At 56.0% G+C, this 15,698-nt stretch carries 11 protein-coding genes; 7 read left to right on the top strand and 4 right to left on the bottom strand.

Annotated elements, in window-relative coordinates; genetic code table 11:
* Window positions 1–8 precede the first annotated feature (8 nt).
* Both J2Z18_RS00285 and J2Z18_RS00280 read left to right on the top strand, forming a co-directional pair.
* Window positions 9–1,328: a PDZ domain-containing protein gene (locus J2Z18_RS00285; RefSeq protein WP_007132270.1), complete on the top strand. Its 1,320-nt coding sequence runs from the start codon at window positions 9–11 to the stop codon at window positions 1,326–1,328.
* Between the two features lie 143 nt (window positions 1,329–1,471).
* The gene (locus J2Z18_RS00280) at window positions 1,472–2,599 is read left to right on the top strand and encodes a hypothetical protein (RefSeq protein WP_210093979.1); all 1,128 of its coding nucleotides are present in this window, start codon (window positions 1,472–1,474) and stop codon (window positions 2,597–2,599) included.
* Window positions 2,600–2,789: 190 nt separating this feature from the next.
* On the opposite strand, the gene J2Z18_RS00275 is transcribed toward J2Z18_RS00280, so the two are convergent.
* Together J2Z18_RS00275 and J2Z18_RS00270 are read right to left on the bottom strand one after the other, a co-directional pair.
* The gene (locus J2Z18_RS00275) at window positions 2,790–3,443 is read right to left on the bottom strand and encodes a response regulator (protein WP_028405456.1); all 654 of its coding nucleotides are present in this window, start codon (window positions 3,441–3,443) and stop codon (window positions 2,790–2,792) included.
* Window positions 3,444–3,495: 52 nt separating this feature from the next.
* A complete protein-coding gene (locus tag J2Z18_RS00270) occupies window positions 3,496–4,659 on the bottom strand; it encodes a sensor histidine kinase (protein WP_007132266.1) in 1,164 nt (387 codons plus the stop codon).
* A 183-nt stretch (window positions 4,660–4,842) separates the two neighbouring features.
* Here J2Z18_RS00270 and J2Z18_RS00265 point away from each other — a divergent pair, with 183 nt between their 5' ends.
* The 3 genes from J2Z18_RS00265 to J2Z18_RS00255 are packed head-to-tail and all read left to right on the top strand — an operon-like array spanning window position 4,843 to window position 8,168.
* Window positions 4,843–5,790, top strand: a complete 948-nt coding sequence (locus tag J2Z18_RS00265; RefSeq protein WP_007132265.1) for an ABC transporter ATP-binding protein — start codon at window positions 4,843–4,845, stop codon at window positions 5,788–5,790.
* A 43-nt stretch (window positions 5,791–5,833) separates the two neighbouring features.
* Complete coding sequence (locus J2Z18_RS00260; RefSeq protein WP_210093978.1) at window positions 5,834–7,012, top strand: ABC transporter permease; 1,179 nt, start codon at window positions 5,834–5,836, stop codon at window positions 7,010–7,012.
* Window positions 7,005–8,168: an ABC transporter permease gene (locus tag J2Z18_RS00255; RefSeq protein WP_210093977.1), complete on the top strand. Its 1,164-nt coding sequence runs from the start codon at window positions 7,005–7,007 to the stop codon at window positions 8,166–8,168. Before J2Z18_RS00260 ends, J2Z18_RS00255 begins: the two co-directional genes overlap by 8 nt.
* Before the next feature lie 182 nt (window positions 8,169–8,350).
* Here J2Z18_RS00255 and J2Z18_RS00250 read toward each other — a convergent pair whose 3' ends face one another.
* Both J2Z18_RS00250 and J2Z18_RS00245 read right to left on the bottom strand, forming a co-directional pair.
* Window positions 8,351–9,163, bottom strand: coding sequence for a flagellar motor protein MotB (locus tag J2Z18_RS00250; RefSeq protein ID WP_007132262.1), 813 nt, complete (start codon window positions 9,161–9,163; stop codon window positions 8,351–8,353).
* A complete protein-coding gene (locus J2Z18_RS00245) occupies window positions 9,147–9,941 on the bottom strand; it encodes a flagellar motor protein (RefSeq protein ID WP_007132261.1) in 795 nt (264 codons plus the stop codon). The genes J2Z18_RS00250 and J2Z18_RS00245 overlap by 17 nt, the downstream gene beginning before the upstream one ends.
* A gap of 307 nt (window positions 9,942–10,248) precedes the next feature.
* On the opposite strand from J2Z18_RS00245, the gene uvrB reads away from it, so the two are divergent.
* Together uvrB and uvrA are read left to right on the top strand one after the other, a co-directional pair.
* Entirely contained in the window at window positions 10,249–12,240 is a 1,992-nt protein-coding gene (gene uvrB, locus J2Z18_RS00240; RefSeq protein WP_007132260.1) for an excinuclease ABC subunit UvrB, read from the top strand.
* Window positions 12,241–12,416: 176 nt separating this feature from the next.
* Window positions 12,417–15,284: an excinuclease ABC subunit UvrA gene (gene uvrA / locus J2Z18_RS00235; protein ID WP_007132259.1), complete on the top strand. Its 2,868-nt coding sequence runs from the start codon at window positions 12,417–12,419 to the stop codon at window positions 15,282–15,284.
* Window positions 15,285–15,698: the final 414 nt, after the last annotated feature.

Genomic DNA, 15,698 nt, shown 5'->3' with positions numbered 1-15,698 from the left:
GCTGGCTGTTGGAAACGCTGGTACAACTGCTGATGCGTGGGATGGATGCAGGCTTGCAACTTCTGACGCAGCCCTTTTATTATATTTCGATCCTATTCGTAATGCTGCTCTACCGGAGGCAGGTGCTCCTGGAGCGTAAGCTGTTTCATGTACGCTTGCATTCCTGGGGATTGCAAACCTGGCGGACATTTCTCGGCGGATTGCTGGCAGGGCTTGCGGTGTCTGTCGCAGTCGCTTTCCTGGGGGTAAGCCTAAGCCTGGGGGCGATTATCTGCATCTGGGTCACCTCATTGATCTTGATGCTGTTTCATATCCGGTATTTGTGCTTTGCTTATTCCATCGGACTGCTCGGCATCCTCCAGTTCGTGTTGAGCTGGTTTCCGAATCTGGCAACGGAGGGATGGGCTCATGCGGTGCTGTCCACCATCCGCAGCCTGGATATTCCGGCCCTGCTGGCGCTGGCTGCCGTGCTGCATTTCGCCGAGGCCGTTCTGGTCAAGCTGCAGGGGTCAAGCTTTGCGACGCCGCTGTTCCTGGAAGGGAAGCGGGGCAAGCTGGTCGGCGGCTATCATATGCAGAGCTTCTGGCCGCTGCCGCTGTTCATGCTCGTTCCTGCCGCCGGCGGAGGGGCCGTGCTTCCGTGGACGCCGTTCTTCGGCGGGGATGCGTGGAGCGGCGGATTTATGATGATGGCGCTGCCGGTCGTCATCGGCTTCGGCGAGATGACGCAGAGCATGCTGCCCAAGGAGAAGGCGGCGATCACCTCCAAGCGGCTGATCATTTACGCCGCGGTCGTGCTCGCATTGAGCATGCTTGCCGAATGGTGGTCGCCGTTGACCCTGATTGCGGCATTGGCCGCTCTGCTGCTGCATGAAGGCTTGGTATGGTACAGCCGGTATGAAGAGCAGCAGCGCAGTCCGGTATTTGTGCATCCCGTTCGCGGATTACGGGTGCTGGCTGTTCTGCCGGATAGCCCGGCCCATGAGCTCGGCATTCAGCCGGGCGAGACGATTCTGAAGGTGAACGGCACCCTGGTTCACAGCAAGGAGCAGCTTCACGGCGCTCTCCGGCAAAACCCGGCTTTTTGCAAGCTGGAGGTTCAGAACCATCAGGGCGAAAGCAAGTTTTTGCAGCGCGCCATTTATGCAGGGGACCATCATCAGCTGGGAGCGATCGTAGCCCCGGATCCGCGCGATGGCATTGCCGCCCGATTGAAGCCGGTAAGTCTTATTACGCTGCTGGCGAACAAGCTGCATGTCCAAAAGTTTCGCAAGGATCCGGCGGGCGAGAAGGCTCTCCGATCGGAAGAAGCGGGATTTGATTCATAAATGCAAATGACGGTGCTTGTCGAAGAGACAAGCATCGTTTTTTATTTCATTTCAGGCTGTCCTTCAATTCACTTGCAACCTAATGGAAGTCATGTGCGTCTGTATCCACAAATAGCCAGTGATGGCGTAGAGGGGGTAATGGAGTGGCTTCATTATCTAAGGCAGCTGTGATCTGGACCGTTGTCGTCGCAGGGGTGCTATCGATCATTGGATGCGAGTCGGGAGGATCATCTTCCCAGCCGAAGCCGGCGCACGAAGTCCCACAGGGTCCGGCAACGGGGTCTACCGCGAGCCATGCAGACACGAGAGATTCCGAAACTGCGGAAGGGCCCGAGGAAACGGTCGTGTATGAAGGGCTGGTAGCCGGAAAAAATACGATCTTGGGCACGAATAAGATCAAATACCGAGTTCTGATCCTTCGTGAGGTCGATGAACAGACGGCAGTGAACGGCAGGCAGCGCGATCTGGAGCGGCTGGCGGTAGCTTCAAATGGAGCGTGGTATGAGGTAAGCCGAGAGCAGTTTGATCTCATCCGGCGCGGTCAGCGCGTAAAGGCGGCATCGACGAACGAGCAGCTGGATATGCGTCCACCCGTTCGCACGGCACAAGCCGTGGATATACTGCAGGAACCGGAAGGGATGTTCCATTTTTATTATCTGGATGATGTCATAACGGGTACGGTGCGTTCACTGGACGTCAATGCAAGGCGGATCGAGCTGGACGTTTCGGCTTGGGTGAACCGGGATAAGAAGGGTGCTATTGATGACATCGGGCACGTGATAGGGTTGAGCATTGATGAGGAGACAGAGCTTCGTGGCGAGCAGGAGAGAAGGCTGGAGGTGTCCTCCATCAAGATCGGAGATAAACTGAATGTCGTACCGGCGGGCGGCAGCTACCAGTATAACCGAGATGGCGGTCAACAGCCTTTACGGGCAGATAAGATCACAAGGCTGGAACAGGCTAGGAAGGAAAAGCTCCGGAGGTTGATTGCCCAAGGGCCGGGCGGAATCCATACGGTCCTGATGTATCAAGCGGGAAGTGACGCAAGCGAGCTATGGGATGAGCTTGCGGCACAAGTGCCTGGAGCTTTATATGGCGGTTATTCCGCCATCGAATACCGTGAGGGAGATGCTGTCGATTATAAGTTGGAGCTCGGGCTGGATAGATTGCCGGCCTATCTCGTGTTCGACCGTGATGACCTGCTCTTTCGTACCGAATCGGTGAAGGAGCTGCAGCGCTGGTTCAATCTGAGAGCTTCCGAGCAGCGCTGAAGCATAGAGTCGCGTAACCAAACCGTAAATGGAACCCGTAACCCGTAATCGTAACCTCTAACCGTAGCCTGTAACTGTAAACCGTAAACCGTAAACCCAACAGTATCATAACCAAGGCCTGCAAAGCGCGGCTTTCCATGAGGGAAGACTCCGCTTTGCAGGCCTTATTGACGGTTAAATCGATTATTTGTTAACTCTGAACTTTCTTCAAATAAAAGATCGCAATCTGCGTCCGGTCGCGCAGACTCAGCTTCCCCAAAATATCGGTCACGTAATTCTTGACGGTGCCCTCGCTAAGGAAGAGCCGGCCGGCAATTTCTTTGTTGGACAGGCCATCAGCAATGAGGGTGACGATGTTGCACTCCGCCGGCGTCAGACCGAACGCCTCCAGCTTGGCCGGCGTCTGCGGATCGGGCTGCGCGGCAGGGCGGAGCATGCCGGTCAGCTTGCGGGCGATATCGGGATGAATCAGCATATTGCCGTCATGGACGGTTTTGATACCCTGGATGATCCGGTCCGGCGGGATGTTCTTGAGCAGATAGCCGCTTGCCCCATTCCGCAAAGCCTCCGCAATATAATCCTCATCATCGAACGTGGTCAGCATCAGCACCCGGATGTCGGGATATTTCTCCCTAATGCGCAAGGTACCTTCCACGCCGTCACATACCGGCATGCGGATGTCCATCAGCACGACGTCGGCCACAAGCCCGCCTTCCAGCAAGTCGAGCGCTTCCCCGCCGTGAGCCGCCGCCCCGGTTATTTCGATATCCGGATCCATCCCCACGAGCAGCTTCAAGCTCTCCCGAATGAACGGGTCATCATCGACAATCAGTACGGAAATCATGGTAAGCACTACCTTTTCTTTTAATTGGACGCTTGTTCCTTCAGCGATCGATTTATACGATCTCACGCTTTCGGTAAACCGGCAGCCGGGTGATCACGGTAAACGGAGCGCTTTGCTGCACCGTAAGCGTTCCGCCAACGACCTTGGTCCGCTCCAGCATGCCGCTGAAGCCGATGCCCTGCTTGCCTTGGCCCGGGTCCGGCCCATCGGCCGGCTCCGGCACTTTGCCGTTGTTGCTGACCTCCATGCGAACCTCATCTTCCCCATAGTGCAGAAAAATTCGGACATGCGTGGCGCCTCCGTGACGGAGGGCATTCGTGATCGCCTCGCGGGCGTTCTTATATAATACCACCTGCTGGCTCGGATAGAGCGGATAGGGCATTCCTTGCAGCTCAAGGTCGGTTTCGATGCCGGTTTCCTTTCCGGTCTCCGCAAGGAGCCGGTCCAGGGAATAATCATCGGCCATGCGCCGGTGCGGGCTCATCTGCTTAACGGCCGAACGCAGCTGCTCCATGCTGTCGCCCAGCTGGTCCCGGATCTGGTGCAGCAGCTCCATGCCGCGAGCGGAATCGCGGGGGACGGTATGGACGGCCGCCTCCATCATCATTTTGATGCGGATCAGCCGGTGGCCGATATCGTCATGCAGCTGGCGGGAGATCCGGTTCCGTTCCTCGGCTTGCGCCGCCCGTTCCACCTGGTGCGCGAATTGCAGCAGCTGTCTGCCCGCTTCATCCTGCTGGAAATGCAGCCGCTTGAGCTCATCGTACAGCTTGATGTGATCGGCTTGTTTTTCAAACAGTTGATGGATTTGGCCGAAAGCCGCCGCGAAGAACAAAAATACCAAATTGGCCGTTGTCGTCAAGAGCGGATCCCAGCCGGCAATGGCGATGTTCAGCAGCCCGAGGTGAGCGAACGCAAACCACCACCGCCAGGAACGCTCCAGCAGGGGCAGATAGACGCACATCGTCGACACGGACAAGAACACCATCATAAATCCGTATTGATGGCACAGCCAAAAGGATAACGCGATTTCAACCACCGCAGCCGCCTTGGCCGCGGACGGGGTGGGCAGGAAACGGCTCAGCACCGTCACCGCGAGAAACAGGAGGACGAACACCATATATTCCCCGTAGTCATCCAGCTGCTGAAGGAACATATCAGCCGCGGCCGGAAGGAGAATCAAGCCGTAACGAAGATAAGCGAGAGGAGAAGACATGCGCGATCAGCAACCTTTTTTATAAACTTATAGCTCCCGGTCCATCAGTGGCTTCATTATATCACAGGACATTCGAGCGATAGGAGATGACTTTGGTCACCCCATAAGGTGACTTCTTCTACCTGAAAGAAACGACGAACTTGTATACAATGAATGTCAGAAAGCTGAATTAAGGAAACGGGGATGGTACGTATGGCGGTCTTTCTGGAAATGAAGGATGTCGTGAAACGATATGGTAGCAAGCTGTCGGTGGATCACCTGAATCTCGAGGTGCAAGAGGGGGAAATCTTCGGACTGCTCGGCCCGAACGGGGCTGGCAAAAGCACGTCAATCAGCATGATCTGCGGCCTGCTGCCGAAGGATCAAGGGAGCATCAAGGTCGATGGCATATCGATTGAAGATCAGCCGCTTGAGGTGAAGCGAAGAATCGGATTGGTTCCGCAGGATCTCGCCTTGTACGAGCAAATGTCCGCGATGGACAACGTCGCCTTTTTTGCAAAATTGTACGGACTCCGGGGACAGCAGCTGAAGGAACGGGTGGAGGAGGCATTGACGTTCGTCGGACTGCAGGATCGGGCCAAGGACCGGCCGTCGACCTTTTCCGGCGGGATGAAGCGAAGACTGAACATCGCCTGCTCGATTACCCATCGCCCGAAGCTCATCATCATGGATGAACCGACGGTCGGCATCGATCCGCAGTCGCGCAACCATATCCTTGAATCTGTCCGGACGTTGAATGAGATGGGCTCGACGGTCATTTATACCAGCCATTATATGGAGGAGGTTGCCGCGATCAGCGATCGGGTGGCCATTATGGACCAAGGCCATGTCATCGCCTGCGGTACGCAGCAGGAGCTGCGGGCCCGGGTGGCTCAAGAGGAGCGCATTATCCTCACGGCAGATGGGATCACGGAGGAGCTTATCCAGGAGATGAAGCTTCATCCGCGCGTCGGGCGCGTTACGCAACATGATCATCGGCTCGAGATTTATGTTCCATCGGCGCAAGAGGAGCTGCAGGATATTCTGTTCATTTGCGGCAAGCACGGCACGACGCTCCGATCGCTGCAGTGCGAGGAGCCTGACTTGGAGACGCTGTTTCTCAGCCTGACTGGACGGAAGCTGCGGGACTAAACAGGCCGGAGGTCTCCGGATACATGAAGGGAGAAAACAAACCATGAACACTGCGATTATCGCCTGGTTTGAGCTCAAGCGGATGGCTACGAGCCGGACGGTGCTGATCAATCAATTTTTGCTGCCGCTTATACTGATCTTTATATTAGGTAACGCGCTATCCGGCTGGTTCGGAAACGAAAAGGAATTTGAGCAGCCGCCGGTGAATGTGGGCTTCATATTGCCCGAAGCGCAGGGGGAGCTTCCTGCAAGCATGCAGGAACTCGTGAATGCGCCGGAAATTCAGGATATTGTTATCCAGCACATCCTATCGAATCGCGAGGAGGGTGTAGGAAAGCTCCGCCGGGGAGAGCTGGATTATGCGGTGGTGATCCCGGAAGCGTTCGACGAGCGGATGGGACGGGGAGAAGCGGTGAAGCTGGAGCTGCTTCCCGGCAGAGACCATAATCTGAATCTCGTGGCGGATACCGTCTTTACAACGTTTATGGCGGACGCGAATCATAAACAGGCGGAGGCGATCGTGTTCGGCGGCGTGCAGGCGCTCGCAGTACCAGCATCGGCTTCCGATGGGAAACCAGGCGGAGCTAGCGTGGAGGTTGGACAATTGAGCGAAAAGGGCGGGTCTTATTCTGCCGCTCAATACTATGCGGCTTCCATGCTGGTCATGTTTCTGCTGTATTCAGGCCTGATGGCAAGCAGCAGCCTGCTGGGCGAGCGGGAGAGCCGGACCCTGTACCGGCTGCAAAGTGCACCGGTATCCCCCGGCACGATCTTTGCCGGCAAAATCATTGGATGCAGTCTGATCACGTTTGTGAAAGCTGCTGTCATTGTGCTTGGATCGATGTGGCTTTATGGCGTGAAGTGGGGAGGGCATCCGCTCCTGCTGATCACGGTCTGCGTCCTGCTCACCTTGTCCTCCATGACGATTGCGGCGCTCATTACGTTCGTGTCCCGCACGGCGGCCGGAGCCAGGGGCCTGATGCAGGCCATAATCATCGCCATGACGTTTGTCAGCGGAGGCTTTATGCCGCTGCCGGTGGAGTTTTTTCAGAAGATCGCAGCCTTTACGGTCAACCACTGGGCGATGCAGAGCATGCTGCGGATGATGCTGGACAGCGAGACCGGCCTCGTCCTCTCCTGCATCGGGATGCTGGCGATCATAACGGCCGTGCTGTCGGCCTTTGCCATGATCACGTACCGAAAGGTGGGATACCATGCCTAGCTTGATTATCGCCTGGAATATGGTGAAACGGACGCTTGGGCGGAGACGGGGCTGGATTGTCTTTGTCCTGGTGCCCTGCGTCGTCGTCACGCTGACGGTGTTTCTGCTGGGCAGGACGACGGCAGCCGGTATCATTGTCTCCTATGTGAATGAGGACGAAGGTCCTGCAGGGCAATACTTGATGGAGCAGCTGGAGCACAGCGGACAATATGTGCTGAAGGAGTCGGCTTCCGAGGATGTGCTGCGCGAGGAGCTGCTTCAGAATAAAAGCACGGTCGGCGTTTATGTTCCCCGAAGCTTCAGCGACGGAATCATGGAAGGGGGATCGCCGAGCGTCAAGGTGTATGAAGTATCAACGTCGGAAGCATCGGTCATGATCCGCATGACCGCCGACTCTACGGTTAAGCGCCTGAACGGATCGGTCTCGGCAACCCGGGAAATGTCTGACTCGGGTGAGGTCCGCATGCAAGCGCTGAGCCGGGTGCTGGAGCAATCCGCCAAGAAGCGGGTGGATACGAAGGTGACGGATCTGAATCTGTACGCCAAGCCGGGCTTGTCGAATGTGACGGGATTTACGCTTATGTTCATGATGACCCTGATCTCGAGCGTCGTGGCGATGATATTGGACGACCGGAGGCAGCGCACGCTGTCGCGGATGTATACGGCACCGGTCCGGGCATACGAGATCGCGCTCGGCAACTTTCTGGGGAGCCTTGTCGTCGGATCGCTGCAGGTAATCATCGTGCTTCTGCTCAGCCGGTATGTGCTGCGTTACGAGTACGGCATTCCGTTCATGCTGCACTTTCTCATCCTGATGGCCTTCATGCTGGTGTCGCTCGGGCTTGCCAGCACGATCGCGGGACTCATCCGCAACGATCAGAATGCCGCGATGATCAATTCCATGATCGTCACTCCGAGCTGCATGCTGGGCGGCTGCTTCTGGCCGCTGGCCATCATGCCGGAGTTCATGCAGAAGCTCGCCAACTTTATTCCGCAAAAGTGGGCAATTGAAGCGGTGGAGATCGCCGCCACCGGCGGCACGCTCGCTGATATCAGCCTGCCGCTCGCGGTCCTCGGCTTGATGGCGATCATTTTGCTCGCCGTCGGCTCTGCCGTTCTGCGGCCAAGCGAGAGCGGGACAGGAACCGCCGCTTAGAGCCGGTTAATTGTAATGATTCGTCTGTCGAGCTTCGTTGACGAGTACCGATCGTGATAGCTAAGAAAATCAAAGGCCAGACCGCAACCTGCGGCCTGGCCTTTGATGATGATGTGAAAGGGAGTGCTTTATCGGCAACTCGCAAGATTTGAATGCCGTGCTACGTTGAGAGTCGGTGCCTGCTACTGGCGAAGCTGTCGCAGCACGGTGATCTCGACCCGGCGGTTTTTCTGTCGGCCTTCAGGAGTGGTATTGTCCGCGGCCGGTCTTGTATCCGCATATCCCGCATACTGGAAGTCCGCTGGATCCAGCCCTTCCTTCTCTAAGAAGAAGCGAAGCACCGACATGGCGCGTGCGCCGGAAAGCTCCCAATTATCCTTGTAGATGGAGCCGCGTCCGATCGGCACATCGTCCGTATGGCCTTCGATGCTGACGGTGGAATCCAAATTTTTGAACAGGCTCGCCAGCTTGCCGAGCACGGGAGCTGCACCCGGCTTCAATTCCGCCCGGCCGACATCGAACAGGAAGCGGTCGCTTAACGTAATGGCGATTCCTTGGGGCTCGTCCGAGATGAAAATATCGTCCTCGAGCTGGTTATCCTTCACATATTGCTGAATGAGTCCCATGAAACTCGCCAGCTCCTCTTCCTGGGCGCGGAAGGCGAGCTCACGCTCGCTTAACGGCCCGGCGTCTTCGGCATCATCGGCGCTGTCTTCCTCAGCCTTGGAAGGAGGGTTCTTGTGGTTCTCCGTATCGGCCGTGCCGGTTATGCCGGAGCCCATCTCCAGAATACTGTCCCCGCTCTGAAAGGTGGCCTGCAGCGACTCGGTGACCAATTGATATTTTTCCGGATCCAAACGGCTCATCCCATACATGACGACAAAAAATATCAGCAGCAAAGTAATCAGATCCGCATAGGTGATCATCCAGCGGTCGCGCTGATCGCCGCCAGCCTGCGGACGGGAGCGCCGCCTCCGTCTATTCGGTCCACTCATGGGCGAACCCCCTTGATGCCGGTCCATCCAACCTGCCCGCCGATGCGAAGGAGGCCAGCTTCTTGCGGACGATAAGCGGGTGCTCTCCGTTCTGAATGGCTAGAATGCCTTCCAGCAGGAGCTCCATATTTACAATTTCTTCTTCGGAACGTGCTTTAATCTTCGTTGCAATGGGCAAAAAGATAATATTGGCGCTGGCAACACCGTATAAGGTAGCTGTGAACGCGACGGCAATCGAAGGGCCGAGATTCGTGGGCTCCTGCAAACTGCCGAGCACATGGATCAATCCCATGACGGTTCCGATTATCCCCATCGTGGGCGCATAGCCTCCGGCAGATTCGAAAATTTTAGCGTAGCCTTCGTGCTTCTGCTCGGCGGCCTGGATTTCAAGCTCAAGGATTTGGCGGACCATTTCGGGATCGGTGCCGTCGACGACCATCTGCATCCCTTCTCTCAGAAAAGGATCGGCATGCTCGTCCGAGACGCGCTCCAAGGCCAGAACGCCGTCTCTTCGCGCAATGACCGACATATCGGCCAGCGAATCGATAAGCTCGCCCGGTGAACGGACGCTGCGGCCGAAGGCCAGCCGGAGGGCGGCGGGGATGGTTCGGAGACGGGAGAGCGGGAAGCTGATGAGGACAGCGGCCACGGTTCCGCCGAACACGATCAGCGCTGCCGCGCCCTGCATCAGCCCGCCGATATGTCCGCCTTCCCAGAGGAAGCCTCCGATGAGGGCCGCGAGTCCGGCCAGGATGCCGATAATGATTGTTATATCCATAATGCTGTAATCATCTCCTTTATTTATAGTTGAACCATGATTGAACTCAATAGAAACCGTTTAAGGCAATTTAAAACGGACCGAAAAGCGCGCGTTTGCCCGCGCTAAATTTACCGGATCGCGGGCTGCTGAATATTCCATGAAATTGTTTGCATCAAAAAAACGTAAAGGGTATAATGAGACGGGAACAGATATTCTTATTCCTGTTAACCGACACCACTAATTTCCCAATATCTATATCATCGGGAAATTTCGACATATCTTTTAGTATGATTTACATTTTAGAGCATAAGGGTGATGATGGACAATGAGCGATTTAGTTGTCAGTACCAAATCCTTTGAGATTGAGTCCGAGTTCCAGCCGCAAGGCGACCAGCCGGCTGCGATCGAGCAGCTGGTTGAAGGGCTGCGCCAGGGGAAGAAGCACCAGACCCTGCTCGGTGCAACAGGAACCGGCAAGACGTTTACGATCGCGCAGACCATCGCCAGAGTCAACCGGCCGACCCTTGTCATTGCGCATAACAAGACGCTTGCCGCACAGCTGGCGAGCGAATTCAAGGAGTTTTTCCCGAACAATTCGGTTGATTACTTTGTCAGCTACTACGATTACTATCAGCCGGAAGCGTACATCCCTTCTTCAGATACGTATATCGAGAAGGATTCCAGCATCAACGAAGAGATCGACAAGCTTCGTCACTCGGCCACGAGCTCGCTGTTCGAGCGGCGGGATGTCATCATCGTTGCGAGCGTATCGTGCATTTACGGCTTGGGATCGCCGAAGGAATACGGGGAATTGCTGCTCTCGCTCCGGGTAGGCATGGAGAAGCCGCGCAATCAGATTCTGGCGCGGCTTGTTGATATTCAGTACCAGCGCAACGATATCAATTTCGTGCGCGGCACGTTCCGCGTCCGCGGAGACGTCATCGAGATATTTCCTGCCTCGAAGGGCGAGCATGCCGTTCGCGTCGAGCTGTTCGGCGACGAGATCGAGCGAATCACGGAGATTGACGTCCTGACGGGAGAGCTGGTCGGAGAGCGCGAGCATATTGCGATCTTCCCGGCGTCCCACTTCGTAACCCGCGAAGAGACGATGCGGGTTGCACTGATCAATATCGAGCGGGAGCTGGAGGAGCGCCTCGAGCAGCTCCGCTCTGAGGGCAAGCTGCTCGAAGCGCAGCGGCTGGAGCAGCGTACGCGTTATGATATCGAGATGATGAAGGAAGTCGGATTCTGCTCCGGCATCGAGAACTATTCGGGGCCGCTGACGTTCCGGGAGCCGGGGGCAACCCCGTATACGCTGCTCGATTATTTCCCGGACGACATGCTGATCGTGATCGACGAATCGCACGTGACGCTGCCGCAGATCCGGGCCATGTACAACGGCGACCGCGCAAGGAAGACAGTGCTCGTGGAGCACGGGTTCCGCCTGCCGTCGGCGCTCGATAACCGTCCGCTGAAGTTCGAGGAGTTCGAGGAGAAGGTCAACCAGATTATCTATGTATCCGCAACGCCGGGGCCTTATGAGCTCGAGCACTGCGATACGATGGTGGAGCAGATCATCCGGCCGACCGGGCTGCTCGATCCGATCATTGACGTGCGGCCGACGGAAGGTCAGATCGACGATCTGATCGGCGAGATCCGGGAACGGGTTGACCGTGACGAACGTGTGCTGATTACGACGCTTACGAAGAAGATGGCGGAAGACTTGACCGATTACCTCAAGGAGATTGGCATCAAGGTCCGCTACATGCACTCCGATATTAAGACGCTAGAGCGGATGCAGATCCTGCGCGACCTGCGCTTGGGGACGTTCCACGTATTGGTCGGAATTAACCTGCTCCGGGAAGGCCTTGACCTGCCGGAGGTGTCCCTGGTAGCGATTCTGGACGCGGATAAGGAAGGCTTCCTCCGCTCCGACCGGTCCCTGATCCAGACGATCGGCCGCGCTGCCCGGAACTCGGACGGCAAGGTCATCATGTACGGAGACAAGATCACCGATTCGATGGATCGGGCGATCAAGGAGACGGAGCGCCGCCGCAGCATTCAGGTTGCCTACAACGAGAAGCACGGCATTACGCCGCAGACGATCCGCAAGAAGGTGCGGGACGTCATTGAAGCGACGAAGGTGGCCGAGGGCAAGGCGGACTATTTGGCCGGCGACAAGCAGAAGATGTCGAAGAAGGAGCGTCAAAGCCTGATTCAGCGTCTGGAAGCCGAAATGAAGGAAGCCGCGAAGAATCTCCAGTTCGAGCGTGCCGCAGAGCTTCGTGATGCGCTGCTGGAGCTTCAAGCCGAGTAAGGAGCTTATCTTATCGGAGCTCCGCATTAGGCGAGTCATGCCCGGCAATTAGCTTCCCGCGGGCATTATGCTGGATTTTGGATTTGGATAACAAGGAGGACGGCCCGGGCGGTCGTTCTTCTTGGTTCATATATACAGGCTTATATTTTTATGCACGGAGTAGGAGATGATATCGTTTGGCAAGTGAGAATATTGTGATAAAAGGCGCCCGCGCACACAATTTGAAGAATATCGACATCACGATCCCGCGCGACAAGTTTGTTGTGCTGACCGGACTTAGCGGCTCGGGCAAATCCTCCCTCGCGTTTGACACCATTTATGCCGAGGGGCAGCGCCGGTATGTAGAGTCGCTCTCCGCATATGCCCGGCAGTTCCTCGGGCAGATGGAGAAGCCGGATGTGGATTCGATCGACGGTCTGTCCCCGGCCATCTCGATCGACCAGAAGACGACCAGCCGCAACCCGCGTTCGACCGTAGGTACGGTCACCGAAATTTATGATTATCTGCGGCTTCTGTTTGCCCGGATCGGGCATCCCCACTGTCCGGAGCACGGCGTGGAGATAACGTCCCAGACGGTAGAGCAGATGGTGGACCGCATTATGCAGTACCCGGAGAAGACAAGGCTGCAAATTTTGGCCCCGGTCGTTTCCGGACGAAAAGGCGAGCATAAGAACCTGTTCACGGACATTGCGAAGCAGGGCTTCGTCCGCGTGCGGGTCGACGGCGAGCTTCGCGACCTGTCCGAGAGCATCGAGCTCGAGAAGAACAAGAAGCATACCATCGAGGTTGTCGTTGACCGCATCGTCGTTAAAGAGGATATCGAGGCGCGCCTGGCAGACTCCATCGAGACCGCGCTTAACCTGTCCGGCGGGCAGCTGCTGGTCGATATTATCGGCCAGGAGGAGCTGCGGTTCAGCTCGAACTTTGCCTGCCCGATCTGCGGATTCAGCATGGAAGAGCTGACGCCGAGAATGTTCTCCTTTAATACCCCGTTCGGCGCGTGTCCGGATTGCGACGGCTTGGGCGTGGAGATGATCGTTGATCCCGAGCTGCTGGTGCCGGACACGAGCAAGAGCATCGAGGAAGGGGCATTTTTGGCCTGGAGCGGCGGCACATCGACGTATTACCCGCAATTCCTGAAATCGGTATGCCAGCATTACGGCATTCCGCAGGATGTGCCTGTGAGCGAATTAAGCCAGGAGCAGATGAATAAGCTGCTGTACGGAACGGGCAACGAGAAGGTGCACTTCCGTTATGAGAATGATTTCGGACAGCGAAAGGAAGCGTACGTCACCTTCGAGGGCATCATCCCGAACCTGGAGCGCCGTTATCGCGATACGAATTCCGAGGGCATTCGCGAATATATCGAAGGCTACATGAGCAGCAAGCCATGCGATGTATGTAAAGGGCACCGCCTCCGCAAGGAGAGCTTGGCCGTTACGATCAATGACCGTAACATGGCTTATGTCACCAGCCTGTCGATCGGAGAGTCGCTGAAGTTTTTCGAATCGCTGGATTTGACCGAGAAAGAGCGGCAGATCGCGAATCTGATCCTGAAGGAAATTCACAGCCGGCTGGGCTTCCTCGTCAATGTGGGTCTGGATTATTTGACCCTCAGCCGTTCGGCAGGGACCCTCTCCGGCGGCGAAGCGCAGCGGATCCGGCTCGCCACGCAGATCGGCTCGAGCTTGATGGGCGTACTCTATATTTTGGACGAGCCCAGCATCGGTCTTCACCAGCGCGATAATGACCGCCTGATTGCCACGCTGGAGCATATGCGGGATCTAGGGAACACGCTCATCGTCGTTGAGCATGACGAGGATACGATGATGGCTGCCGATTATATCATCGATATCGGTCCGGGTGCAGGCATTCATGGCGGGCAGGTTATTGCCCAAGGAACGCCGAAGGAAATTATGGAGGACCCGAATTCTCTGACAGGCCAATACTTGAGCGGCCGCAAGTTCATCCCGGTTAATCTGGAACGCCGGAAGCCGGATGGACGCTGGCTCGAAATCAAGGGAGCGAAGGAGAACAACCTCAAGAACATCAACGTTAAGTTTCCGATTGGCGTCTTTACGGCGGTAACCGGCGTGTCCGGTTCAGGGAAATCGACCTTGGTGAACGAGATTCTGTACAAGACGCTTGCTCGGGATTTGAACAAAGCGAAAGTACGCCCGGGTCAGTATCGTGAGATCAAGGGACTTGAGCATGTCGAGAAAGTGATCGATATCGACCAGTCGCCGATCGGTCGTACGCCGCGCTCGAACCCGGCCACCTATACCGGCGTGTTCGACGATATTCGGGATATCTTCGCCCAGACGAATGAAGCGAAGATACGCGGATACAAGAAAGGCCGCTTCAGCTTCAACGTCAAGGGCGGCCGCTGTGAGGCCTGCCGCGGCGACGGCATCATCAAGATCGAGATGCACTTCCTGCCGGATATTTATGTGCCATGCGAAGTATGCAAGGGTAAACGGTATAACCGGGAGACGCTTGAGGTTAAGTATAAAGGCAAAAATATATCGGAAGTGCTGGAGATGACGGTGGAGAATGCCACCGAGTTCTTCCAGAACATTCCGAAGATCCACCGAAAGATGCAGACGCTGATGGATGTCGGTCTCGGGTATATTACGCTCGGGCAGCCGGCCACGACGCTCTCCGGCGGGGAGGCACAGCGCGTGAAGCTGGCTTCGGAGCTGTATCGCCGGAGCACGGGCAAGACGATGTATATCCTGGATGAGCCGACCACGGGCTTGCATGTGGACGATATCGACCGCCTGCTTACCGTGCTTCACCGGTTAGTCGATTCCGGCGAATCGGTGCTGGTCATTGAGCATAACCTGGATGTCATTAAGACGGCGGATTATATCATTGACCTTGGTCCGGAAGGCGGAAGCGGCGGCGGCACCATCATCGCTACCGGAACGCCGGAGGACATCGTGAAGGTGCCTCAGTCTTACACAGGCAAATATCTGAAGCCGGTATTGGAACGCGACACGAAGCGGACGGCGGAGCTGAATAAGGTAGAGGCTGCCCGTTAAGGAGCTGCCGCTTCTCGAATCCTTGCCGAGCACCCGATGAATGGATCATCGGGTGCTCTTTTTATTAGGATGCGGAATGGATTCAGAATCCGAACGTTGGCCTGAAGCCAAACGAATAAATGACCGGCATAAGCGGTCATCCTAAGGATGGCAGCTTATGCTGATTTTACCTTCAGGATAGGGCCATTCCTGTTCCAGGATATAACAATGATCGAAGAACAATCCGCCATTGTAGCGGCCTTTGTGTTATGTTACCAAGCCCCAAGAATATGATTATTTTCACGACAAAAACGAAGTGACTGGTTAAATATGAGAAATTTCTATGACTTTTTTTCATTTTGTGGTCACTGGGACTTGCATCTTGGCGGACTCACGGATAACATAGAAGAAGATATGCAAATTTGCCCGAGAAAG

Source organism: Paenibacillus lactis, assembly GCF_017873605.1.
Classification (GTDB): Bacteria; Bacillota; Bacilli; order Paenibacillales; family Paenibacillaceae; genus Paenibacillus_AQ; species Paenibacillus_AQ lactis.
Note: the sequence above shows the minus strand (reverse complement) of the source record. Positions and strands in the feature narration are given on the sequence as shown.

Bases quoted from the DNA above. Each gene is read 5' to 3' on its own strand.
- J2Z18_RS00260 (WP_210093978.1), top strand. From the start codon at position 5,834: ATGAACACTGCGATTATCGCCTGGTTTGAGCTCAAGCGGATGGCTACG.
- J2Z18_RS00250 (WP_007132262.1), bottom strand. From the start codon at position 9,163: ATGAGTGGACCGAATAGACGGAGGCGGCGCTCCCGTCCGCAGGCTGGC.
- J2Z18_RS00265 (WP_007132265.1), top strand. From the start codon at position 4,843: ATGGTACGTATGGCGGTCTTTCTGGAAATGAAGGATGTCGTGAAACGA.
- J2Z18_RS00270 (WP_007132266.1), bottom strand. From the start codon at position 4,659: ATGTCTTCTCCTCTCGCTTATCTTCGTTACGGCTTGATTCTCCTTCCG.
- uvrB (WP_007132260.1), top strand. From the start codon at position 10,249: ATGAGCGATTTAGTTGTCAGTACCAAATCCTTTGAGATTGAGTCCGAG.
- J2Z18_RS00245 (WP_007132261.1), bottom strand. From the start codon at position 9,941: ATGGATATAACAATCATTATCGGCATCCTGGCCGGACTCGCGGCCCTC.
- J2Z18_RS00275 (WP_028405456.1), bottom strand. From the start codon at position 3,443: ATGATTTCCGTACTGATTGTCGATGATGACCCGTTCATTCGGGAGAGC.
- J2Z18_RS00255 (WP_210093977.1), top strand. From the start codon at position 7,005: ATGCCTAGCTTGATTATCGCCTGGAATATGGTGAAACGGACGCTTGGG.